Raw genomic sequence first — 23,119 nt, 5'->3', positions numbered from 1 at the left:
CGGATCAGGCGCGTCGACGCATGGGCAGGCACGCCGCGAACAGCAGGGCGACGAGCAGCACCAGATCCAGCCAGGCGAACCAGTCGCCCCAGCGGGAGTACAGCGTCCGTGTTTCGCGCAGCGGCAGGTTGCCTACCAGCGTGGTGTCGTGCCGCTCGCTGGACGCTTCCGCCAGCACGCGGCCGCGATCGTCGCTGAGCGTGAGGCGGCCGCTGCGCGCGGCCCGGGCGATGGCGAAACCGCTTTCCACGCCGCGCATGATGGCCATGCGGCTGTGCAGCCAGCCATCCACGCCGAAGTCCCAGGCAGGCACCAGCAGCAGCTGTGCGCCGAGCATCGCATAGCCTTGGCCGGTGTCGTGGAAATCCATGTCCTTGCAGATGGCCAGCCCGGTTCGCGGGGAGCCGTCCAGCATCGTGTAGCGCTCGCCGGGCGTGTACTGGTGCTCGAAGCCCGGGATCAGGTGGTGCTTGAAATAAGTGACTGGCGCGGAAGCGCTCGGCTGGAACGCCATGACCATGTTGCGCTCGGCATGTGGGTCGTTCCTGCCGTCGATGCCGATGTCCAGGATCAGGCCATCCTGTTGCGCCAGTGCGGCAAATGCCGGCACGGTGTCCGCGTTCGTGGCGAACGAGGTTTCGGGGATGACGACTGCCTTGGCGCCGGCGGCAGCGAGTTGCCCGATGGCCTCGGCATAGCGCGTTTCGAGGGCCTGGCCGGCGGTGCTGTCCAGTACAGGCCGGATCGGCTTCTCCAGCGACACCAGGCCGATGCGCAAGCTGCCGGTGGCGGCCGCCGCCAGACGCCAGATGCCGTAGCCGCATGCGGCTGCGACCAGCAGCACGGTGATGCCCACAGCCATCGTGCGCCCGCGCCGCGGTGCCGTGGGCGTCAGGCGCGCGGCGAGTGCGGCCGGCAGCAGCAGCACGAGAAAACCGATGCCCCAGATGCCGGTGACGGCAGCGATCTGGATGACCGGCAGCGCGTCCATCTGGCTGTAGGCAATGCTGCCCCAGGTGCCGTGCGGCGAGCCCAGATTGTTGAGGTATTCGATGGCGACCCACAGCGCAGGCACGGCCAGCGCAGCCGACACCACATGGCCCGAGCGGAGCAGGCGCCGGTAGAGCAATGCGCACAGCGCGAACACCAGCGCGGGCGCCGCGATCGAGTAGATGTCGAACTGCAGCGGGAGACCGATCACCCCGTGCAGGTAATCCCACAGGTTCATCCCGCCGACGGCATAGGCGACGAACGCCGCCAGCGCAGCCCATCGTGCCGGCACGCGCGGGGCCAGCCACAGCACGGGCAGTGGCGCCAGCCAGGTCAGCCACCACCGTGGATGCAGGCCGCTGCCGAACCACCAGACCAGCGCGGACAGTGCGGTTGCCGCCAGCCACGCCGGCAGCGCGTGACGATCAAGCCTTGATGCCATCGAGCAATCTCCCAATCGATGCCAGATAGAACTTGCGGAACTGCGCTTCGTCGTAGCTGAAGCGGCCGGCGCGGTAGAGCGCGATCAGGCCGTGCGTGTGTGCCCACAGCGTCATGGCGACGTCCCATGGGTCGTCTTCGCGCAGCAGGCCCTGGCGCATGCCTGCGGCCAGCGTGTCGGCGACCACGTTGAACGTGGGCGAGCGGCGCGTGCGGAAGTCCTCGGGAAAGCGTCGCGCGTCGTCGCGGCGCGCCGAGAAGGCATGGTCGAACAGGTGCGGATGGGCCAGTGCGTAGTCCAGGTATTTCTCCTGCGTGGCGAGCAGGCGCTTCAGGGTGTCGCGCTGGCGCGAGCGGCCGCGCCATTCCTGCGCCACCGTCTCGAAGCTATCGTCCGAGATCCGTTTCAGCAAGGCCTCGCGATTCGGGAAATGGCGATAGATCGCCATCGGCGTGATGCCGACCTGCTCGGCCACCCGCCGCATCGTCACGGCGTCCGCGCCCTCGCGGTCGAACAGGCGATGCGCGGCACGGAGGATCTTCGCGGCGGTATCCGGCTTCTTCATGTATACACTGTATACATCGGCGGGCGGCCACGGCAATAGGCCATCCGGCATGGCCAGGGGAGACTTGGGGTTTCCGGCGTGCCGGCTGGAGTCAGGATGCGGCGAACAGGTCGCCGTGCGCGATGCGCTGTTCCATCGACAATAGGTAGCGTTTCACCGGCAGGCCGCCACCGAAGCCGGTGAGGCTGCCGTCCGCGCCGATCACGCGATGGCAAGGCAGCACGATCGGCAACGGGTTGCGCCCGTTCGCGGCGCCCACCGCGCGTACCGCCTGCGGCTGGCCGATGCGCCGCGCCATTTCGCCGTAGCTGGTGGTGCTGCCGTAGGGGATGCGCGCCAATTCGTGCCACACCGCGAGCTGGAACGGCGTGCCCAGCGGATGCAGCGGCAACGCGAACACCTGCCGCGTGCCGGCGAAATATTCCTCCAGCTGCACGCGGGCGAACGCGAGCCGGTCCGGGTCGTGGCGCCAATGCGGTGCGGGCGCACGCTGGTGACGTCCGCTCTCGAACCACACCTCGCGCAGGCCCTGCGCATCGGCGACCAGGCGCAGCTGGCCGATCGGCGTGGGCAACTCGTCGTACCAGATCGTCTCCGGCGCATTCATGCGGTCGCTCCCTTGCGCTTCGCGCGCGGTGCCGGCGTGGCATCGGCGCTGCCACGCCACAGGTGGATCACTGCATAAGCGCGCCACGGCCGCCATGCCTCGGCCAGCGCGGTCAGCGCCTTCGTGCCAAGCGCCTCGCCATCGCCTGCGGCGGCACGGCGCAGGATCAGGTCGGCGGCCGGAAACGCGTCGGGGTGGTTCAATGCACGCATCGCCATGTAGTGCGCGGTCCATTCGCCGATGCCGGGGAGGGCGACCCAGCGCGCCACGAATTCGTCCAGCGGCTGCTCCGCGCGGAAATCCACATGGCCGTCCAGCAGCGCGCGCGCCATGCCGCGGATCGTCGCCGCGCGTGCCGTGGTCACGCCGATCTCGCGCAGGTCGGCATCCGCCAGCGCTTCGGGTGCGGGAAACAGACGGTCCAGGCCGAGCAGCGGCGCCGCGTCCAATGCCGCGCCGTGGCGCTGCACGAGGCGCGTGGCCAGCGTGCGCGCCGCGGCCACGCTCACCTGCTGGCCGAGGATCGCGCGCACCGCGATCTCGAAGCCGTCCCAGCTGCCCGGCAGGCGCAGGCCCGGGCGCCTGCGCAGCAGCGGGCGCAGTGTGGCATCGCTGCGCAACGCGCCGACGATCGCGCGCGGGTCCGCGTCCAGGTCGAACAGGCGACGCACGCGAGCCACCACATCCAGCATCCGTGCCGGTTGCGGGCAGTGCAGTTCCAGCTTCAGTGCGTGCCCGCCATCCAGCCATGCGGAAACGCGCAACCAGCCCGGCGCGTCGGCGGGGCCGAACACGCGCGCATAGCTGGCTTCGTCCACCTGCTCGATACCCGGCAGTGCGCGGCCGCGCAGGAACGCGAGCAGCGACGCGAAATCGAACGGCGGTCGATACGCCAGCCGCAGCACCAGCGCGCCGTCCGTTGCCGCTGTGCGCGGCTGGCGGCGCAGTTCACGCGGCGCGATGCGGTTCGCCTGCGCGAACGCGGCATTGAAGCGGCGCAGGCTGCGGAAGCCGGACGCGAGCGCGACTTCCGTCACCGGCAGGCTCGTCTCCGTCAACAGCTGCTTCGCGAACAGCAGGCGGCGCGTAGTGTGCACGCTGAGCGGCGGCGCGCCGAGCCGCTCCACGAACAGCCGGCGCAATTGCCGCGCGCCCACGCCGACGCGCGCGGCCAGCTGGTCCAGCGAACCTTCGTCCAGCGCGCCATGTCCGATCAGCTTCAGCGCCCGTGCCACCACGTGGTCGCCACGCTGCCACACGTCATTGCCCGGCGACAGCTCCGGGCGGCAACGCAGGCAGGGCCGGAAACCGGCCGCTTCCGCCGCTGCCGCGCTCGCGTAATAGCGCACGTTCTCGCGCTTCGGCGATGGCGCCGGGCACACCGGCCGGCAGTAGATGCCGGTGCTGCTGACGGCGGTGAAGAACAGGCCGTCGAAGCGTGCGTCGCGGCTGAGCCGCGCCTGCTCGCAGGTGCGCGGGTCGAGCAGGGTGACGGCATGGGGATCGTTCATGCCGGCAGGCTAGCACCGGCGAGCCGTTGCGACTCGCCGTTTTCGGACATCAATGGCACGAGCCTTGTCTTTCCCGCATGGGCTCAGTGCACGGGCGCCATCAGGTGCTGGTAGGGCGTGCCGGCCCACATCACGTACGGCACCGAAGTGTCCGGTGTCGCGCTCTTCGGATACGCGTCGTAGAACGCCGCATCCGCGCCGAAGATCATCAGGTGCGGGCCGGTGCGGATCCAGTGCTGGCCTGCCGCGGGTTTCATCGCGGACGGATCGGTGTTGCTTGCATCGACGCCGCCCTGCAGCATGTACGCGATGCCGGTCCCGGACGGCGGCGGCTTGTGCGCCATGTACGCGCCGAGCCACGCCCACGCGTTCTTGTCCGCGCACATCGGGTCCGGCCCCGGCGTGGCCGGGTTGTCCGGCATGCACGTGAACGCGTTCGTGCCCTTGCGCAGCGTGCGCATCGTGCCGTCCGCGCCCGGCACGACGATCGTGGCGTTTTTCGCGACGCTCGCCGGCGCCGCCCGCATCGCGCTCGCGATCAGTTCGGCATCCGTCGGCGCCTTCTTGTCGGCGGCCTGCAAGCCGCCCATGGCGAGCAGCATCGTGGTGGCGATCGTAAAGCGGTACATCGACTCTTTGGCATGCATGGCAGCCTCCCCCGCTGTGACGCGCGATGGCCATGCCCGGATCCCCGGTTTGCCAGTCTCTGCCGCTGCCCGGTGCTCGTCAATCGGGGCAGGAACGATGTTCCGGTCGGGGTGGTGGAGCGCCCCGGGCCAGCCTGGCGACGGGATCACGGCTGGCCGGTGCGGCGCATTGACAGCCGGATGCGGATTGCCGAACGATCCAGGCAACACCGCTCCCTTCCCTGGGCACACACGCATGACCCATGCATGTCGCAATGCCCCTACGCCGTGCATCGTCGCGCTTGCGGCGTTGCTGTCGGCATGCCTGCTGCTCCCGGCCTGCGCGGCTCCCACGAAGCCGGCGGCGCGGAAATGGGTCGCCAGTTGGGGGCAGGCGATGACTTCGCAGGTCGCGCGCGCCGCCGGTCGTGACGGCAAGCCGGAACGGGACGCCTGGGGGCAGCCGGTCGAGCGCGCGCCCACGGTCGATCACCTGACCCTGCGCCAGAGCGTGAACGTCAGCGCCGGCGGCGGCCGCGTGCGCATCCGGCTGTCGAACTACTACGGCCGTGCGTCGCTCACCGTGAGCACCGCGCGGATCGCCCTCGGCGCCGGCCATGCCGGCGACCTGTCGGCGATCGATCCCGGCAGCGATCGGCCGCTGAGCTTCGACGGCAAGCCTTCGGTCACCATCGCGCCCGGCAGCGAGGCCGTCAGCGACCCGGTCGACCTGCACGTGCCGGCGCTGTCGAACGTGGTCGTCAGCCTGTACTTCGACGGGCCGGCGCAGCTGGCCGATTTCCATCCGCTGGAACGGGCGCACACCACGTACGCGGTCGACGGCGACGCCACGCGACAGCCGTCGCTGGCGCAGCGGCCGGCCGCGAAGGCATTGCCGCGTACGCGGGACGATCACATCTACCTGCTGGCCGGTGTCGAGGTCGAGGCACCGGCCGACATCCGCGGCATCGTCGCGTTCGGCGACTCGATCACCGATGGCTACCTCGCCAGCGCACCCGGCGCATCCTGGCCGGCGGTGCTGGCCCGCGTCGCCCAGCGCAACGGCGACGCAGCGGCGGTGGTGAATGCCGGCATCAGTGCCGACGAACTGACCACCGACCAGATCGGTGCGCCAGGCGCCGGCGCTTCCGGCCTGAAGCGTTTCCTGCGCGACGTGGTCGACCGCCCCGGCGTTACCGACGTGGTCGTGCTGTTCGGCGCCAACGACATCAATCGCGGCATCGATCCGGCCGGCTACCCGAACGGCGCGTCGACCGGCGACCTGATCGCGTCGATGCGCATGCTGGCCGACGTCGCCCACCAGCACCATCTGCGCATTTATGCCGGCACGGTCACGCCGTTTGCCGGGGTTTCGGACTGGTACAGCCCGCAACGGGAAGCCGTGCGGCTACAGTTCAACGAGTGGATACGCCACTCGGGTGCGTTCGACGGCGTGATCGATTTCGCCGAAGCCGTGGCAGGCGCGTACGCGCCGCCGCCGCTGGTCGCGAAGCAGTCCCCGTTGCCGGTCGGCATGGCGACCGTCTGCGCGGGCGACGCGGGCCTGCATCCGAACGACCGCGGCTATGCCGTGATGGGCACGCTGGCCTACGACGTGCTGTTCCACGCGAAGTTGTCGCCACCGCAGGGCTGCCATTGAGATTTCGCCGTTTCGGGCATCCCGCCACATGCATATTGTCGGCGCCGGCGCCGGCTCAGTCGTGCCCGAGTACGCGGTGCGGACGGTAGGGGGCCTCCAGCTGCGCGCATTCATCGTCGTCCAGTCGCACGTCCAGCGATGCGACGGCCTGTTCGAGGTGCGTCATCCGGGTGGCGCCGACGATGGGCGCGGTGACGCCGGGCTGGCGCAGCAGCCACGCCAGCGCGACCTGTGCCGGCGCAATCCCGCGCGCAGCGGCCAGCTTCGAGACCGCGTCGGCGACGGCAAAATCGTCGTCGCTGCCGTACAGGCTTGCGGCGAATGCGTCGCTGTCCGCACGCTTCGTGCGGACGCCATCGCGTGACCGGTTGCCGGCCAGCAGGCCTCGCGCCAGCGGGCTCCACGGCACGACGCCGATCCCTTCGGCGCGGCACAGCGGCAGCATCTCCCGTTCCTCTTCGCGATAGACCAGGTTGTAGTGGTTCTGCATCGAGACGAAGCGCGGCCAGCCATGCCGGTCGGCGGTCATCAAGGCCTTCTGGAACTGCCAGGCAAACATGCTCGATGCGCCGATGTACCGCACCTTGCCCGCCCTGACGATGTCAGCCAGCGCCGCCAGGGTTTCCTCTATCGGCGTTTCGTCGTCCCAGCGATGCACCTGGTACAGGTCTACGTAGTCCATGCCCAGCCGCTGCAGCGACCCGTCGATCGCGTCGAGGATGTGCTTGCGCGACAGGCCACGGCCGTTGGGGCCGCGGCCTGTCGGATAGAACACCTTGGTGGCGACCACCACCTCGTCCCGCTGCGCGAAGTCACGCAGCGCGCGGCCAAGCACGCGTTCGCTCTCGCCGTCCGAATACATGTCCGCCGTATCGAAGTAGTTGATGCCGAGCTCCAGCGCACGCTGGATGAACGGACGGCCCGCGGGCTCGTCGAGGATCCAGGGCTTGGCCGCCGATGAGCCGTAGCTCATCGCGCCGAGGCAGATGCGGGAAACCTTGAGGCCGCTGCGGCCCAGATTGACGTATTGCATGGGGTGCCTTCCTGTATTGCGGTTAGTCCGATGGGCGGTGCAGGGCGACGGCCACGGCCACCAGCGCCACGCCGGTCCATTCCGCCCGGGTAGGCCATTGCCGCAGCACCACGATGCCGACCAGCACCGCCGTCGCCGGGAGCAGGGCGACGAACACGGCATAGGTCGCGCGCGGCAGGCGGCGCATCGCGAGCTGGTCGCAGACATACGGAATGACCGACGAGCTGAGGCCGACGCCGATGCCCGCGGCGAGGGACGCCGGGTCGAGCAGCGCGGGCAGGGCATCGGCCAGGCCCAGCGGCGAGATCGCCACGCCGGCGACCAGCATGGCCGCGCCCAGCCGGTCGATCGGGCTCGTGCGGGGGCTGGCGCGGGCGATGCGATGGGCCAGCACGATGTAGAGCATGAACAGCCCGGCATTCGCGAACGCCCACAGGAATGCCATCGGCTGTCCGCGCCACAGCGGGGCAGTGAGGTGGTACACGCCGGCCACCGCCAGCGCGAGCGCCGCCAGGTTGCGTGGCTGGCGCGCACCCGCGGCGGCCAGCATCACGGGCCCGACGAACTCGATGGCGGCCACCGTGCCGAGCGGAAGCGCGGCGATGGCCTCGTAGAAGCAGTAATTCATGACCGCGAGGACGCCACCCAGCGCAAGGATCAGCCGCCGTTCGTGGCCGTCCATGTCGTGCAGGGCCCGCCAGGGCCTGCGCCAGAGCGCAAACACCGCCGCGGCCGAGACGATGCGCAGCCAGGCGACCCCGGGAACCGGGACGCGGGCGAACAGCAGCACCGCGAACGAGGGGCCTAGGTAATGGAACAGCGCGCTCCCCACGAAGTAGAGATGCGGCGGGACGCGGTCGGCGGGGCTGCCCGGGTATTGATCTGTATTACCAGCAAGTGTGTTCATGATGGTGAGGTTTATAGACCTCGATGACTCACCTGTCAAACATCGTTTAGTGGTAAATTGTCGACATGGACGCGATCGACCTCGACCCCGGCGCCTACCGGGGAACCTACAAACTGGTCGGTGGAAGGCCACCGCTCGACCTGGTCAACACCATCAGTTGGCCGGATACGCCGCGTGCCCACGATTGGCTCGATTCACCCCGGAACATCCGCGGCTGGCTCCGGGCCGTGGGCCTGCCGGAACCCGCTGGCGAGGTGGACGTGGCCGCCGTTCACGACGTGCGCACCCTGCTGGCTGCCGTGCTGAGGCCGATGGCGCACGGCGGGTCGCCATCAGCCGCCGCGGTAGCCCGCTTGAGCGAGGCGATCGGCGTCGCCGGCAGCCGTCGCGTCATCGATCCGGACAGCCTCGGCTGGCGCTGGATCGAGCCCGTCACGATCCGGGACGCATTGGCGCCCGTCCTGCTCGATGCCGCGGAGCTGGTAACGGCGGGGCAGCGCGAACGGCTGCGCCATTGCCCGTCGTGCGACTGGCTGTTCGAGGACCAGACGCGCAACGGCCAACGCCGCTGGTGCGACATGGCCGACTGCGGCAGCCGCGACAAGGCCAAGCGTTACTACCGGCGCAGCAAGTCGAGCTGACCAGCCGCGATGCCGCACTGCGGTTTGCCGTCAGGCATGGCGCTCGCCACAATCGGGTTTTCTCCGGTTCCGCGAGATCGCCATGAACGCTCCCACCCGCATCGACACCACCCGCACCATCCGCGCGCCGCGCGGCAGCACGCTCACCTGCAAGAGCTGGCTCACCGAGGCGCCGTTCCGCATGATCCAGAACAACCTCGACCCCGAGGTGGCGGAGAACCCGGCGGAACTGGTGGTGTACGGCGGCATCGGCCGCGCCGCGCGCAACTGGGAATGCTTCGACGCCATCCTGCGCAGCCTGCGCGAGCTGGGCGACGACGAGACGCTGCTGGTGCAGTCCGGCAAGCCGGTGGGCGTGTTCCCCACCCACAGGGACGCGCCGCGCGTGCTGATCGCCAACTCCAACCTGGTGCCGGCCTGGGCCAACTGGGAGCACTTCAACGAGCTCGATAAGAAGGGCCTGATGATGTACGGCCAGATGACAGCCGGCTCGTGGATCTACATCGGCTCGCAGGGCATCGTGCAGGGCACCTACGAAACCTTCGTGGAGATGGGCCGGCAGAGCTACGGCGGCAGCCTCAAGGGCAAGTGGATATTGACAGCGGGCCTCGGCGGCATGGGCGGCGCGCAGCCGCTGGCGGCCAGCCTCGCCGGCGCGTGCAGCCTCACCATCGAGTGCCAGCAGAGCCGCATCGACTTCCGCCTCAAGACCCGCTACGTGGACGAGCAGGCCAGCGACCTCGACGACGCGCTGGCGCGCATCGCCAAGTACACCGCCGCCGGCGAAGCCAAATCCATCGCGCTGCTCGGCAACGCCGCCGACGTGCTGCCCGAACTCGTGCGCCGCGGCGTGAAGCCCGACGCCGTCACCGACCAGACCAGCGCGCACGATCCGGTCAACGGCTACCTGCCCAGCGGCTGGACCGTGGAGCAATGGTTCGAGCGCCGCAAGAGCGACCCCAACGGCACCCGCGACGCCGCCAAACAATCCATGAAGAAGCACGTGGAAGCCATGCTCGCCTTCCATGCGCAGGGCATCCCCACCTTCGACTACGGCAACAACATCCGCCAGATGGCCAAGGACGAAGGCTGCGACAACGCCTTCGCCTTCCCCGGTTTCGTACCCGCCTACGTCCGCCCGCTGTTCTGCCGCGGCGTCGGCCCGTTCCGCTGGGTGGCGCTCAGCGGCGACCCGGAGGACATCTACAAGACCGACCAGAAGGTGAAGGAGCTGATTCCCGACGACGAGCACCTGCATAATTGGCTGGACATGGCCAAGGAGCGCATCAACTTCCAGGGCCTGCCCGCGCGCATCTGCTGGGTGGGCCTGGGCCAACGCCACAAGCTCGGCCTCGCGTTCAACGAAATGGTGCGCAACGGCGAGCTGAAGGCGCCGGTGGTGATCGGCCGCGATCACCTCGACTCCGGCTCCGTCGCCTCACCGAACCGCGAGACCGAGGCAATGAAGGACGGCAGCGACGCCGTGTCCGACTGGCCGTTGCTCAATGCGCTGCTCAATACGGCGGGTGGCGCGACCTGGGTCAGTTTCCATCACGGCGGTGGCGTGGGCATGGGTTACAGCCAGCATGCCGGCGTGGTGATCGTATGCGATGGCAGCGCGGAGGCGGACAAGCGCATTGCGCGGGTGCTGTGGAACGATCCGGGCACCGGGGTGATGCGGCATGCGGATGCGGGGTATGACATTGCTGTTGAATGTGCGAGGGAGCAGGGGTTGAAGTTGCCGATGGGCTAAGGCATTAAAAAGATCGGTGCAAGCACCAGCCATTCTATGGGGTCGTAATCAAGTGCGTGGGGAACCCAGGTTTCACCTTCTGTGTGATCTGGCGCCTAAACGAAGTCCGAATTAAAACAGGGGAATAGGGTGCGCGCATATTTCAATGGCCTTGCCGATAAAATTCAGGCCAGCTCTTCTGATGTAGAATCTCGGGTACATTTCGTAGCTGCCATACGACATCTTTTGCAGGTAGTTGATTATTCGCTTCTAGAATGGATTGCGTGTCGGAGTCCTTCCCCAGACACGCAGCCATCACATGAAACTCTTGATGGTTTGCGTAGCCCGACCGATGGTGTCCTCGTCGATTCTCTAGATTCGCTTCTAATTTCTGCGGATCAAAATGGCTGGAGTGGGTTATATCGAGTCGGAATGGCGGAAATACCTGATCAGAGCTCCGCGCTTCACCTGTGTGCGGATGTCGCTCCAACGTTGTTTTCTTTGTTGCGAAAAATTGTCGCGCTACGCAATGATGGTGGAGAGGGGCACGGGCTTCCAGGTGGCTGCGATCGTGAAGCTGAGTTAGAGGCTTATAAGTATGTGCTTTCTACCTTGGGTTTCCTTTTGCCGCGTTTGGATGGTTCCGAATTGCTTGTTGGCCCCGTGGGTGGCGAAGTTCGATTGCGGATGCTGGCATGTGTGCATGGTCGCCCGGTTCTCGTGCGGAGGATCAGAATTATCAATAGCTCGAAGGTTCGGATCCAGGCGCAGTATTATGGCCAGAACGGCCAAATCGAATCCTATTCATATGAAGCTGCAAACATATTTGCATGCTTTGTTGGGAAACACCAGCCATTACTTGTAAAATTTGATAACGGTTGGCGTCCTCTTTGCTACATTCCGGAGCGTATAACGGACACATTCACTGGACGTTCGGAAGAGTGTATATCGATCAACGACTGGTTTTCAGACGTGGAATCGAGAGCTTGTCTCGTATACGGTGACGGTGGGGTCGGCAAAACGACGTTAGTGGTCGAATTCCTTCATAAGATCTTAGAGGAAGAGATGCGCGTGGAATGGAGGCCGCGTGTCATTTCATTCTATACGGCTAAACGCTCCCAGTTTGGCGTTGATGGGCTTGCTCCAATTGGAATGGGACAGCCGCACCTTATGGATCTTCTCTCTCACCTGTATGTCTTATTGTTTGAAGAGTATCCGGACCGAGATTTTTATCGTAAGTCGGTGGGTGCGGCAGCAATGCTGATGCAGGAGCGGATGCGTAATGAGCTTGGCCTGGAAAAAAATGAGCATCTTATAATTATTGATAACGCGGAAACTTTGATCGAGAACGAAACGGAGCGGGATCAACTGGGTCAGGAAATTAAAGATGTTGCCAGGAGGTTGGGTCGAATAATTGTAACGAGTCGTCGCCGAGAGGTGCTTGGGGCGGATCCGGTGGAAGTAAAGCCGCTTAGCACTGTCGAAGCAGTGAAGTTTTTGAGAGCTCGAGGCCAAGATAAGCTAAAAATTTCTGCAATCAAAAAGGCGAGTGACATTGAGCTTATTGACGTAGTTCAAGGCCTCGAGCGTCGGCCACTAGTATTGGACGCTTTTTTGAATGCGTTGAATGACCCCAACTACAATACGCTCTCAAAAGCTAAAGAGCGCGTGGCCGGAATGCTTCGGAAGGATCTCGGTAGCTTTTTGTTTTCCGATGCATGGGTTCGGTTGTCGAAAGATATGCGTCGCCTTTTGGTTCTAATGACTAGAGTTGCAGACGTTCACGATAGCCAGTCTCTAAAAATTTGCGCTAACGTATGCGACATATCAATTAACGACGCTGAACGCGCTATCGAAGAGTCCAGCGGGATTGCCTCCGTTGTAAATATAGAGGGTGGCGTCCAAATCAGCTTTTCGAATAATTTCCTCGATTTCTGTTCTGACAAGGCAATCGTCACTCAGGAGGAGATTAATAGGGCGAAGCAGCTATACACTCAGTTCTTGCGCAGAGCGAGGGCATTTACGGGTGATCGGGTTAAGGAAGCTTTCCGTATTCCTGTGGCGAAAGCGGCTCACCGTGCTTTGGCTGAAGGGGATATCAGTGCTGCAAAATCTCTCTATGAGCAAGCGGTGGTTACTGACAGTACGAACGGATTCTTGTTTGATAGGTTTGCTTATTTTCTATTCCACGAATATAGGGATATGTCGGCGGCGTTGCATAATGCAAAAATTGCGACAGGGCTGCAGCCAAATGAGGGTGAGCTCTGGTTTACGCGTGGCATGATAGAGGCGCGTTTAGGGGAAGTTCGCTCGGCAGAGGCTTCTCTTTCTAGGGCTGAAAAATTTGGAGTACCAAAGTTTCGTTGTTCATTGCAACTTGCGTGGGCATATTTAAAGGCTAAGCCTCGTCAATTGGGTCTCGCGACATCCGTAATCAGGTATTTGGAGACGGCTTCGTTCCAACTTCCAAGTTATTCAAAGGACCGGGTGGAGGTTCAAAGGTTGAAGGATCGGCTGAGCGCGTTGTCCGGTTAAGCATGGCCGGGTTAATCCGGTTGCGCGAGAGCGAAACCTCGGACGCTGCCCTGGATTTCGAAAACGGTGGATGACCCAGTCGCCGTCGAACGTTCACGACGACAGCCGCTCGACCGCCTGCGCTGGCGTGAGGATGGCGAGACCGCGCAGCGGAGCGAGCACGTGCAGGTCGGCGTCGCCGGTGACCAGTGCATCGGCTTTCGCGGCGAGCGCCAGTTGCAGGAACGGCAGGTCGTGCGGGTCGCGGCACGGCGGCGTGCGGGGCGGCGGGTCGGGGATGCGGAAGGTCTCCGTCCACGGTAGGTAGTCGGCGAGGAGGTCGTGCTGTTCGTCGGGTGTCAGCTTGAACTTGGGATAGGCGAGTACGCGGATCAGCTCGGCGGCGGTGGCACGGCTGGCCAGTGGCACGCACAGTGCCGCCTGCCAGGCGAGACGCAGGCGGCCGCTGACGCCGCCGGGACGGATCAGCGCCGACAGCACGACGTGGGTGTCGAGTACCCAGCGCGGTGTCCCGCGCGAAAACGGGGGTCAGAATGCACTTTGTGAGGTCGACACCTTGGAAAGTCGACTCTGTCCCCGGTTTCTGCAAACGCAACAAGAACGGACTCAGGTTCACTTAAGTCCTGCGAACCTGCCCCTGGTTCAGTTGGGTACGCCGATCAATGCCCCAGCAGCGATCCGGCGTTGCCCAGGGGGGACGACGATGCGCTGCTTCCCACGAGCGACTTGCCCTGCTTGAGGACGACACCGCAAGCCTTGGTTGTCAGCTTGGATTTCATGTCGCTGTTGCCGCCACCCATGCTGCCCAGGTTCGTGGTGCTGCCGTCCTTGCCCTTGAGAATGCCTTCTGCGCCGCTGGAATAATCGGAGTTGCTCGCTCCGCCGTCAGTCTTGCCGAGCAGTTTGCCTGCAATGCCGGATGCACCTGAGTCGCCGCCCAGATAGTTGTTCTTGACGCAGTACTGCAGGATGCCCGCCACGTTGCCCGTGCTGCCGGATTCGCCGCCACCGGGGAGCATTCCACCCAGCTTCCCGCCGAGACCGCCCAGGCTCTGTGCGTCCGCCGATCCGCAGGCCAGGCCGAGGGTGATCGCCACCACGCATGTCGTGGCCATACCGCTGATTCGTGTCTTCATGAGCGTCTCTCCGTGAGCCAAGTGCCTGCATTCAACAACGACGCTCGTTAGGGTTGTGTCAGTGCGGGGCGCGCCAGGACCAGGGTCACGTTCGCTTGCTGGGCTTTACCTGGAAAACGGAAAAGGTGTCAGTCGAATCCTGGTCAGCTCAATCTGACGCCGCTCTACAAGAGCGCGTGCCTGCGACGGTGTTCACATCCCACGCGCTGCATGACGGATGGGGGTGTCCCGGAGTCTCTGCATGCGCGAGGATCGGCGGTGCGAGATTCCTTTGGACGCCAAGGACATGCTCATGCGCCGACTGCTCCGCTGGTCCGCTCCACTGGCCGTTGCCACCGCCGCCAGCCTGTTCGCACCGTTCGCCTCGTTTGCTTTCGCCGCGCAGGATGGCGCGCCGCCGCCGGCGCGCACGGCCGACGTGGTCGAACACTTGTTCGGCCACACCGTGCACGATCCCTACCGCTGGATGGAAGGCGACAACAACGACGAGTTCCAGCGCTGGCTGGTCGCGCAGGGCCAGTACACACGCGCCAAGCTGGACGCCTTGCCTACCCTGCAGCGCTGGCAGCAGGCGCTGGCCAGGGTCGATGGAACCACCGTGATACACCGCAACCAGCGCGATGCCGGCGGCAGGCTGTTCTTTATCCGCCAGGGCGCGGAGGGCAGCGGCACGCTGATGGTGCGTGACGCGGGCGGCACCGAGCGCGTGCTGCTGGATCCGTCCACTATCCAGGGTGACGGCGGCCACGCCTCGATCACGCTGTACACGCCGTCGCCCGACGGCAGCAAGGTGGCGGTGAACGTCGACCACGGCGGCAGCGAAGTCACCCGGCTCGAAGTGCTGGACGTGAAGACCGGCAAGCCCACCGGCGATGCGGTGGAGCCGGTGTGGGGCGAGTTCGGTGCCGAGTGGCTGCCCGACGGCAGCGGCTTCGTGTACACGCAGATGGCGCCGCCCGCGCAGCGTACCGGCGGCGATCCCCTGCAGGACATGCGCGCACGCCTGCACAAGCTGGGCACGCCGGTGTCGCAGGACACTATCCTGCTGCGCGCCGGCCAGGGTGAAGGCGTCAATCCATCGTTCGCGATGCCTGCGCGCAGCTTCCCGGTGATCGCATTTCCTGCCGGCTCGCGCTGGGCGCTGGGCCAGTCGCTGGGCGCACAGGCCGACCAGCGCTACTGCGTGGCGCCGCAGGCCGAAGCGATGAAGCCGGGCGCGAGCTGGCACTGCATTGCAGACCTGGACGACCACGTGCAGGCCGCGGCCATCCACGGTGACACGCTGTACCTGGTTTCAACGCGTGCACGTTCCAATGGCGAGGTGCTGGCGCTGGACCTGTCGCGCCCCGACGCGTCGATCAGGCAGGCCCGCTCCATCCTGCCGCTGCAGGGCGACGACATGGTGGCCGGTGTCGGCCTGTACGACGCCCAGCAGGTCGCGCCGGCCCGCGATGCGCTGTACGTGAAGGTTTCCAGGAACGGCATCGACGACATCCGCCGCATCGACTACCGCACCGGCAAGGTGGACGCCGTGCCGATGCCGTTGTCCGGCTCGGCCTCGCTGTTCCACGCCGACCCGGGCCAGGACGGTTTCCTGCTGGAACTGCGCGGCTGGACCACGCCGCCGAAGTCCTGGCGCTACGACCCCGCGGACCGCACTTTGCACAGCCTGGGCCAGGACGAAGCCAGCCCCGCCGACTACGGCATGGTCGAGGCCACCGAGACCGAGCTGGTCAGCCCGGACGGCACCCACGTGCCGCTCACCATCCTGCACCGCAAGGACGCCACGCTGGACGGCTCGCACCGTGCCATCGTATTCGCGTATGGCAGCTACGGCATCTCCATCCTGCCTTCGTTCAAGCCCACCCGGCTGGCATGGGTCAAGCAGGGCAACGTGTTTGCCTACGTGCACATACGCGGCGGCGGCGAGAAGGGCGAGGCCTGGCACCAGGCCGGCAGAGGGCCGAACAAGCACAAGGGCGTGGAGGACTTCGTCGCCGCCGTGCAGCGCCTGGGCGAACTGGGCTACAGCCGCCCGCAACGCACCGCGCTGATTTCCGGCAGCGCCGGCGGCCTGGCGGTCGGTGGTGCGATCGTGCATGACCCGGACAAGTTCGGCGCGGCCGTGTGCCTGGTGGGCGAGCTCAATCCGATCCGCCTGCTGCATGCGCGCAACGGCGCCAACCAGATCGGCGAGATGGGCGACCCGCGCAAGGCCTCGGACTTCCCCTGGATGCTGGCGATGGACCCTTACCAGCAGATCAAGCCGCACACGGCGTACCCGGCCGTGCTGCTGGCTGTGGGCCTCAACGACAATCGCGTGTCCACCTGGCAGACCGGCAAGTTCGCGGCGCGCCTGCGCACCGCCGACACCAGCGGACGGCCGGTATGGATCCGCACCGACGCCAACGGCGGCCATGGCATGCAGACCTCGCTGGGTGCCGAAGCCGCGGAGTTCGCCGACATCTACGCCTTCCTGGATGCGCAGTTGCCGGCGCAGTGAGCAACGGGATGCGGCCTGGAAAAGGTGTTAGGGACAAGTCCCTGGCGCACGTGGCCTTTCTGAAAATTGCCCCTGGCACCTTTCCAGGCCTGAACGGGTGGCCGCGGCGTGCGGTCAGCCGATAACGGCCTGTCAGTCATAATGGCGGGTCTTTTTCCCGTCAGCGAGCCTTCCCACGCATGAAATCCCCTGCCAGCCTGCAGGCACTCGTTGACGATGGTGTGATCGATGAAGTCCTGCATCCGCTGAAAAGCGGCAAGGAGGCGTCGGTCTATGTCGTGCGCTCGGGCGACGAAGTGCGTTGCGCCAAGGTCTACAAGGACATGGCCCAGCGCAGCTTCCAGCAGCGCGTGCAATATCAGGAGGGCCGCAAGGTGCGCGGCAGCCGTCAGGCGCGCGCGATGGGCAAGGCCAGCAAGTTCGGGCGCAAGGAGGCCGAGGCGGCATGGAAAAGCGCCGAGGTGGATGCGCTGTACCAACTGGCGGGCGCGGGCGTGCGGGTGCCGCAGCCGTACGGCTACTTTGGCGGCGTGCTGGTGATGGAGCTGCTTACCGACGCCGAGGGCCGTTCGGCGCCGCGGCTGGGCGAGGTGGAGCTGTCGGCGCAGACGGCGCGCGACTACCACCGCTTCCTGGTGCGGCAGGTCGCGTGCATGTTGTGCGAGGGACTGGTCCATGGCGACCTGTCCGAATACAACGTGCTGGTGGCGGCCGACGGCCCGGTCATCATCGATCTGCCGCAGGTGGTCAGCGCCGCCGGCAACCATGCCGCGCGCACCATGCTGCGGCGGGACGTGGGCAATATCACGATCAGCCTGTCGCGCTTCGCGCCGGAACTGCTCGATACGCACTACGCCGAGGAGATGTGGGCGCTGTTCGAGCAGGGCGAACTGCGGCCGGACAGCGAGCTGACCGGCCACTTCGTGTTCGACGAGGGCGCGGTGGACGTCGACAGCGTGATGCAATCGATCATCGATGCGCGCGAGGAGGCCGTCATCCGCCAGCAGGGACGCGAGGCGGCACAGATGAAGGGTTGAAGCTGGCGCCGACCGCTGCGCGGTGGCGCCCGGTCAGCTCTTGGCGGCCTTCTTGGCGACCTTTTCGGCTTTCTTTTCCTTGGCCGTCTTCAGGGGTTTCTTCTTGTCGCCCTTTTTCTGGTTCATGCCTTTCATGGGACGCTCCTGCGGGCGGGAATTCGCCGCGGAGTCATGGTGACAGCTTTGGGCCGCGGCGGGTCCGTTTTCTTTCGGTGGGGCATCACGCCTACCCGGTCTGCTTCGAACAGCAGCGGACATTTGGCGGGGGGCGAACCGGCAGCGCACGCGCCGCAGGTAACCTCGAAAAACCTGCTTTCGCTCGTCATCCCAGCACAAGCTGGGATCCAGCGCCTTCGACTTTCGAAGGTTTGGACGTCACTGGATTCCTGCTTGCGCAGGAATGACGAGTTATTCGAGGTTCCCCGTAGCCGGGTTCCGCCGGATGGATCGGCCGGGCTCAGGCGACGGCGTAGTCGCCCATGCGGATATCGGGGCGGATCGCCAGCGTGGTGTCTCCGGCGATGAGTTGCAGTTCGCCATCCTGGATCAGGCATTGCAGGCGCATGGTGCGCTCGCACAGGGCGGCCAGTTGTTGCATGTCGGCGGGGTCGATGACGAGCACGCTGAGCTTGTCGTGGCGCGTGAGCGCGTTGGCGATCTTGCTCCACCAGACGTCGGCGGCATGGCCGCCATAGGCCAGCACCACGACTTGCCCCGACTGGTTGCAGGCCTTGCGCAGGCGCGTTTCGTCGGGCAGGCCGACGTCGATCCACAGCTCGATCTCGTCGGTATAGGCCTTGCGCCACAAGGCCGGTTCGTCGGTGTCGCTGAGCCCCTTGCCGAACTCCAGCCGTTCGTCGGCATACAGCGCGAACGCCAGCAGGCGCGCCATCAGCCGCTCCTCGGTCTCCGAGGGATGCCGTGCGAGCGTCAGCGGATGGGTGGCGTAATAGTGCCGGTCCATGTCGCTGATCGACAGTTCGGCCTTGTGGATGGTGGCGGTGAGAGCCATGAGGGTGCTCGGGGAGCGTAAACCAGCCATTCTACGCGGCATTGCCGCGGGGCATGGTCGCACTTCACCGGATTGGCGCCAGGCTGCACGGGCGGCATACGGGAGAAAAGGTCTCGGGGACATCTTCGTGGCATCACCGGGACGCCGGAAACCCGATCACCACAATGTCGAGCAGCAATGGCGCTTGGCGGTGGCGCCCCGTTGACGGTGTCCACGGGGCATCCTGGCCGAACAGCTGCGCTTCGGTTTCCGGCCCCGGCAGGTCGGAGCGGTCGAAGGTGAACAGCAGGCCTTCCGACCCATCGAAGGTCGCGGCGTTGGAAAGCTGGAAGTGCAGGTGTGGCGCGTGGAACTGCCGGACTGGCCCACGCGCCCGGCACCTGCCCACGACGATGGACATGCTCGCCCGCGTACACGGTCGTGCCGCCGCACTGCAAATGCATATGGCTGGCGCACACGTCCTGCCGGATCCCCAGCACCACGTATCGGCGCGTCTTTTATTACCTCTCACGTCGTTGCCGGCAGGCGACATGTCACGGATAGTGGCTTCACGCCCGACGAAACGATGCGCATCGACTGATATTCGGGTCACTCCGGGCACCTTGCCAGGTGCCCAACCAGATACCCAGGAGAGATGCGATGACCACGATGACTTTCACCCGCCAGGACCCGCCGCAGTGGCTGCTCGATTTCTGGAAGGAGATCGACGACAAGACCTTCGGCAAGGGCTTCGACTGTTTCGTGCAGGATGCCGTCTGCAACCTCGGCGTGGCCGACTGGCACGGCCGCGACAGCATCCGCGAGAACCTTCGCCGGTTCATCGACCGCGGCTTCACCGCCCACCACGACGTGGTGGAGTATTGGGACGGCGGCTCGATCAAGGTGTTCCACGGCAAGGTGCGGATGAGCTTCGACGATCCGGCGCTGCCGGTCGTGCGGCCGACGATGGTGCACTTTTTCTACATGGACGAGCAGGATCCGGCCAAGGTCCGTCGCTGGTTCGGCGCGGTCGGCCCGACGGCGTTCTGATGCCGTGTGGCGGATGATCGGGCGGTGCCGGGCGCATGCGTTCCGGCACCGCACGCTCCGCCCGGAGCGGCTTCCCTTGTACGGACGATGCAGGTGATATCGCATGACCACACGGCCAACCGAAGCCGCCGGCGGCGGCGAACTGGGCGAACTGCTTCGCTACTGGCGCGGCACGCGCGGCAAGAGCCAGATCGAGTTGTCGCTGGATACCGGCGTATCCCAGCGCCATCTCAGTTTCATCGAAAGCGGCCGCAGCGCGCCGAGCCGGCAGACCCTGATGAATATCGCGCAGGGGCTGGAGGTGCCGTTCCGCGACCGCAACCGCCTGCTGCTGGCGGCGGGCTTCGCGCCGATCTACGACGAGGATGCGTGGAGCGCCGACGAGATGAAGAGCGTGAACGCCGCTCTGGAGCGCGTGTTGCGCCAGCACGAGCCCTTTCCCGCACTGGTGATGGACCGCTACTGGAATGTGTCCATGACGAACGCATCGGCACCGCGCTTCTTCAACACGTTCATCGATCTCGATCAGCGACCGAAGCCGCGCAACCTGCTGCAGCTGATGTTCGACCCTGCCGGCCTGCGCCCCTTCATCGCGCACTGGGACCGCACCGCGAAGAGTCTCGTCCTGCGTGTGCATCGCGAGTCGGTGGGGCATGTGACCGACGAGCGCACCCGGGACCTGCTCGCCGCGCTGATGGCCTATCCCGGCGTGGAAGATGTCTTGGGGCCGGCCGAGGCGGCGATATCGGAGCCGACGTTGCCGATGATCCCGTTGAGCTTCGTCAAGGACGGCCATGCGCTCAGCTATTTCTCGATGGTCACCACGGTGGGTGCGCCGCAGACCATCGCCACGCAGGAGTTGCGCATCGAGTGCCTGTATCCGGCGGACGATCGGACCGACGCGAGGCATCGCGCGCTGATGGCTGGCGCAGAGAAGCCATGATTGAAGAGGTGCCAGCGACAACTTTGAGGTGGCCACGGAAGTGGTCCGGTACTCTGGTGACCATCCTTGTCTTCCAGATCCTTGTCGACCAGTTGGCGGCTTGCCGGCTTCCAGGGCTCCTTCGGTGGGGAAACTCTACATGCGTAGGCATGGTGCCAATAAAGTGTCGGGGACAATTTTTCAAACGACCCGACGCGCCACCTGAAAAATTACCCCCGACACCTTGTCTCCTCTCCGGCACCCGCTAGAGATGGCTTTCGAAGAACGCCTCCGCAGTGGCAATCGCGGTGGCGTGGGTGCGCTGCTGCGGTACGCGAATGTGCTGGCAGATCGGCTCCTGCTGTTGGCCCTGCGCGGTGCAATCGGCGAGGAAGTCGTAGTGGCCGACGCCGGGGAGCGTTTTCAGGGCGGCATGGGGCAGCAATGTCGCGGCGAGCTTGCCGTTGCTGGCCGGCGGGGCCACCGGATCGGCATCGCCGAGCAGGATGCTCACCGGTGTATTCAGCGCGCGCAGGCTGTCCGGCGCAGCGCCTCGATCCCGCCCGGCGCCATCACGAACACCGCCCGGATGCCGGGAATCGCGTAATCGTCGCCGGCGTGTTTCGCCAGCGCCGCCATTGCCGGCGCCTTCAGCGCCTGTTCGCGGGCCGCCATGGTCTGGTCGGGTGCCTCGGCCTGTGCCGCGCACGTGGCATCGGCGGCATGCGATTGGCAGAACCGGATGATGTGATCGAGGTCGACCCGCGCGCCGGCGCTCACCAGGGCCGCGAAACCGCCCATCGAAAAGCCCGCTACGCCGAGCCGCTGCGTGTCCAGATGCGGGCCGATGAGGGCGTCATCCCTGGCCGTATCGAGGGCCACGCGCAGATCCACCGCGCGATCCCATACCAGCAGGCTGCCGGCCATGGTGATCGGGTCGCGTGCGTTGGTGCCTGGGTGATCCACCGCGATCACCACGTCGCCGGCGCGTGCGAGCGCGGTGCCGAACCAGGCCATGATCCGCGCGCTGCCACCGAAGCCGTGCGAGAACAGGATCACCGGGTGTCGGCCCGGCGCGAAGGGCGCGTCGGCCGCGGCGCGGCCGGCGTCGAACAGCGGGTGCCCCGGCGGTCCGATTTGCAGCGGCGCTTCGGCGACGTCGCCGGCGGCGGGATACCACACGGTGATGCGCAGCTCGCTGCGGTGCTGCGCATCGCGCAGCGCGGCGCTTGGCGTGTGCGCCACGCGGTGGGTTTCGCCCACCGCGCCGGCGCGGGCCAGGGTGCAGACGCCCAGCGATGCGGCGGCCAGGGCAATGAGAAAAGTGCGTGCAGTCATGCGGTCCTCGTCGATGGCGGTGGCGGTGGAGTGTCAGGTTTGCAGGGGCAGCCAGATTTCGACATCGCCGATGCCGCCGGTGTCGTCGAAATCAGCGCCGTATTTCTCGAACTCGGGCGCATCGGCAAGCTGCAGGCCCGAGCGCGGCAGCCAGTCGCCGACGAAGGCCTGCCAGGTACGGCGGATGTCCGAGATATGGCCGTGGTGGGTGGCTACCACGTACTCGCGTGCCGGTAGCCGCAAGGTGCTGAGCGCAGGATCCAGGCCGCCGAAACCCGGCACGTCGGCGCCGGCGATGTACTCGAAGCTGCCCTCGTCGTCGCCGTTGCAGCACACGCCGAACGCGGTATGCCGTTTCGGCAGCGCGGCCGCGTGATGCAGGGACAGGCGCTGCCACTGCGCCGGGATGCCTTGCGTGGTGTCGGGCATGTAACGGCAGCCGAGCCCGGCGATGAGGCGCGTGCCGTCGCGGGCAAGGCGGGGCTCGTCCAGCGCCACGCGCACGTCGTCGGCGGTGCGCCAGGGTTCGACCAGTGCAAGGCCGGCCACCGAACCGCGCTCGCGCACGCTTGCCGGGTTCAGGCCGAACTGTTCGCCGAAGGCACGCGTGAACGCCTCGTGCGAACCGTAGCCGCTGGCCAGCGCCACCTCCAGGATGTCCGGCGCGCCACCGGCCAGGCGGCGCGCGGCTTCGGTCATCCGGCGCGCGCGCAGGTAGCGCACCACCGAGCAGCCGGTCATCGCCTGGAACAGCCGCGCCAGATGGAACGGCGAGACCCCGGCCACCTCGGCGATGCGGCTCAGCGACAGGTCCTCGCTGTAATGGCTTTCGATGAACCAGAGCGCTTTTTCGGCAGCGGCCATCCGTAAAACCCGGCGGTGGAGTCGAGGGG

21 protein-coding genes and 1 pseudogene are annotated in these 23,119 nt (G+C 66.1%); 8 read left to right on the top strand and 14 right to left on the bottom strand.

What is annotated here, in order from left to right:
- Nucleotides 1–4 precede the first annotated feature (4 nt).
- The 5 genes from ABQJ54_RS12770 to ABQJ54_RS12750 form a co-directional block, all read right to left on the bottom strand.
- Nucleotides 5–1,432, bottom strand: a complete 1,428-nt coding sequence (locus ABQJ54_RS12770; protein ID WP_367854692.1) for a nitrilase-related carbon-nitrogen hydrolase — start codon at nucleotides 1,430–1,432, stop codon at nucleotides 5–7.
- A complete protein-coding gene (locus ABQJ54_RS12765) occupies nucleotides 1,416–1,997 on the bottom strand; it encodes a TetR/AcrR family transcriptional regulator (protein ID WP_367854691.1) in 582 nt (193 codons plus the stop codon). The genes ABQJ54_RS12770 and ABQJ54_RS12765 overlap by 17 nt, the downstream gene beginning before the upstream one ends.
- A gap of 91 nt (nucleotides 1,998–2,088) precedes the next feature.
- On the bottom strand, nucleotides 2,089–2,604 hold the full coding sequence (locus ABQJ54_RS12760) for a methylated-DNA--[protein]-cysteine S-methyltransferase (RefSeq protein WP_367854690.1): 516 nt from the start codon (nucleotides 2,602–2,604) through the stop codon (nucleotides 2,089–2,091).
- Nucleotides 2,601–4,115, bottom strand: a complete 1,515-nt coding sequence (locus ABQJ54_RS12755; protein ID WP_367854689.1) for an AlkA N-terminal domain-containing protein — start codon at nucleotides 4,113–4,115, stop codon at nucleotides 2,601–2,603. Before ABQJ54_RS12755 ends, ABQJ54_RS12760 begins: the two co-directional genes overlap by 4 nt.
- An 83-nt stretch (nucleotides 4,116–4,198) precedes the next feature.
- On the bottom strand, nucleotides 4,199–4,969 hold the full coding sequence (locus ABQJ54_RS12750) for a hypothetical protein (protein ID WP_367854688.1): 771 nt from the start codon (nucleotides 4,967–4,969) through the stop codon (nucleotides 4,199–4,201).
- A gap of 169 nt (nucleotides 4,970–5,138) precedes the next feature.
- On the opposite strand from ABQJ54_RS12750, the gene ABQJ54_RS12745 reads away from it, so the two are divergent.
- Nucleotides 5,139–6,401, top strand: coding sequence for a GDSL-type esterase/lipase family protein (locus tag ABQJ54_RS12745; RefSeq protein WP_367854687.1), 1,263 nt, complete (start codon nucleotides 5,139–5,141; stop codon nucleotides 6,399–6,401).
- Between the two features lie 55 nt (nucleotides 6,402–6,456).
- Here the strand turns inward: ABQJ54_RS12745 and ABQJ54_RS12740 are convergent, their stop codons facing one another.
- Together ABQJ54_RS12740 and ABQJ54_RS12735 are read right to left on the bottom strand one after the other, a co-directional pair.
- Nucleotides 6,457–7,434, bottom strand: a complete 978-nt coding sequence (locus ABQJ54_RS12740) for an aldo/keto reductase (RefSeq protein WP_367854686.1) — start codon at nucleotides 7,432–7,434, stop codon at nucleotides 6,457–6,459.
- 22 nt (nucleotides 7,435–7,456) lie between these two features.
- Entirely contained in the window at nucleotides 7,457–8,341 is an 885-nt protein-coding gene (locus ABQJ54_RS12735; protein ID WP_367854685.1) for an EamA family transporter, read from the bottom strand.
- 65 nt (nucleotides 8,342–8,406) lie between these two features.
- On the opposite strand from ABQJ54_RS12735, the gene ABQJ54_RS12730 reads away from it, so the two are divergent.
- From ABQJ54_RS12730 to ABQJ54_RS12720, 3 genes are all read left to right on the top strand, one after another.
- Nucleotides 8,407–8,982, top strand: coding sequence for a CGNR zinc finger domain-containing protein (locus ABQJ54_RS12730; RefSeq protein WP_367854684.1), 576 nt, complete (start codon nucleotides 8,407–8,409; stop codon nucleotides 8,980–8,982).
- Nucleotides 8,983–9,064: 82 nt separating this feature from the next.
- Nucleotides 9,065–10,735, top strand: coding sequence for a urocanate hydratase (hutU, locus tag ABQJ54_RS12725; RefSeq protein WP_367854683.1), 1,671 nt, complete (start codon nucleotides 9,065–9,067; stop codon nucleotides 10,733–10,735).
- Nucleotides 10,736–10,864: 129 nt separating this feature from the next.
- The gene (locus ABQJ54_RS12720; RefSeq protein ID WP_367854682.1) at nucleotides 10,865–13,249 is read left to right on the top strand and encodes a hypothetical protein; all 2,385 of its coding nucleotides are present in this window, start codon (nucleotides 10,865–10,867) and stop codon (nucleotides 13,247–13,249) included.
- Nucleotides 13,250–13,342: 93 nt separating this feature from the next.
- Here the strand turns inward: ABQJ54_RS12720 and ABQJ54_RS12715 are convergent.
- Nucleotides 13,343–13,741 (bottom strand): annotated as a pseudogene (locus ABQJ54_RS12715) (putative toxin-antitoxin system toxin component, PIN family); the annotation flags it as partial.
- A 167-nt stretch (nucleotides 13,742–13,908) separates the two neighbouring features.
- On the bottom strand, nucleotides 13,909–14,385 hold the full coding sequence (locus ABQJ54_RS12710) for a DUF2501 domain-containing protein (protein WP_367854681.1): 477 nt from the start codon (nucleotides 14,383–14,385) through the stop codon (nucleotides 13,909–13,911).
- Nucleotides 14,386–14,677: 292 nt separating this feature from the next.
- Here ABQJ54_RS12710 and ABQJ54_RS12705 point away from each other — a divergent pair, with 292 nt between their 5' ends.
- Both ABQJ54_RS12705 and ABQJ54_RS12700 read left to right on the top strand, forming a co-directional pair.
- A complete protein-coding gene (locus ABQJ54_RS12705; protein WP_367854680.1) occupies nucleotides 14,678–16,888 on the top strand; it encodes a prolyl oligopeptidase family serine peptidase in 2,211 nt (736 codons plus the stop codon).
- Between the two features lie 179 nt (nucleotides 16,889–17,067).
- Nucleotides 17,068–17,925, top strand: coding sequence for a PA4780 family RIO1-like protein kinase (locus tag ABQJ54_RS12700; RefSeq protein WP_367854679.1), 858 nt, complete (start codon nucleotides 17,068–17,070; stop codon nucleotides 17,923–17,925).
- Nucleotides 17,926–18,382: 457 nt separating this feature from the next.
- Here the strand turns inward: ABQJ54_RS12700 and ABQJ54_RS12695 are convergent, their stop codons facing one another.
- On the bottom strand, nucleotides 18,383–18,937 hold the full coding sequence (locus ABQJ54_RS12695; RefSeq protein ID WP_367854678.1) for a YaeQ family protein: 555 nt from the start codon (nucleotides 18,935–18,937) through the stop codon (nucleotides 18,383–18,385).
- A gap of 133 nt (nucleotides 18,938–19,070) precedes the next feature.
- Nucleotides 19,071–19,337, bottom strand: a complete 267-nt coding sequence (locus ABQJ54_RS12690; protein WP_367854677.1) for a hypothetical protein — start codon at nucleotides 19,335–19,337, stop codon at nucleotides 19,071–19,073.
- Between the two features lie 239 nt (nucleotides 19,338–19,576).
- Here ABQJ54_RS12690 and ABQJ54_RS12685 point away from each other — a divergent pair, with 239 nt between their 5' ends.
- Nucleotides 19,577–19,966: a hypothetical protein gene (locus tag ABQJ54_RS12685; protein ID WP_367854676.1), complete on the top strand. Its 390-nt coding sequence runs from the start codon at nucleotides 19,577–19,579 to the stop codon at nucleotides 19,964–19,966.
- 103 nt (nucleotides 19,967–20,069) lie between these two features.
- A complete protein-coding gene (locus tag ABQJ54_RS12680) occupies nucleotides 20,070–20,909 on the top strand; it encodes a helix-turn-helix domain-containing protein (protein WP_367854675.1) in 840 nt (279 codons plus the stop codon).
- A gap of 244 nt (nucleotides 20,910–21,153) precedes the next feature.
- Here the strand turns inward: ABQJ54_RS12680 and ABQJ54_RS12675 are convergent, their stop codons facing one another.
- From ABQJ54_RS12675 to ABQJ54_RS12665, 3 genes are read right to left on the bottom strand one after another with little or no spacing between them, the layout of a single operon-like run.
- Nucleotides 21,154–21,402, bottom strand: a complete 249-nt coding sequence (locus tag ABQJ54_RS12675; RefSeq protein WP_367854674.1) for a hypothetical protein — start codon at nucleotides 21,400–21,402, stop codon at nucleotides 21,154–21,156.
- Between the two features lie 8 nt (nucleotides 21,403–21,410).
- A complete protein-coding gene (locus ABQJ54_RS12670) occupies nucleotides 21,411–22,226 on the bottom strand; it encodes an alpha/beta hydrolase family protein (protein ID WP_367854673.1) in 816 nt (271 codons plus the stop codon).
- Between the two features lie 33 nt (nucleotides 22,227–22,259).
- A complete protein-coding gene (locus ABQJ54_RS12665) occupies nucleotides 22,260–23,090 on the bottom strand; it encodes an AraC family transcriptional regulator (protein WP_367854672.1) in 831 nt (276 codons plus the stop codon).
- Between the last annotated feature and the right edge of the window lie 29 nt (nucleotides 23,091–23,119).

This window comes from Rhodanobacter lycopersici (genome assembly GCF_040812335.1).
Classification (GTDB): domain Bacteria; phylum Pseudomonadota; class Gammaproteobacteria; order Xanthomonadales; family Rhodanobacteraceae; genus Rhodanobacter_A; species Rhodanobacter_A lycopersici.
Note: the sequence above shows the minus strand (reverse complement) of the source record. Positions and strands in the feature narration are given on the sequence as shown.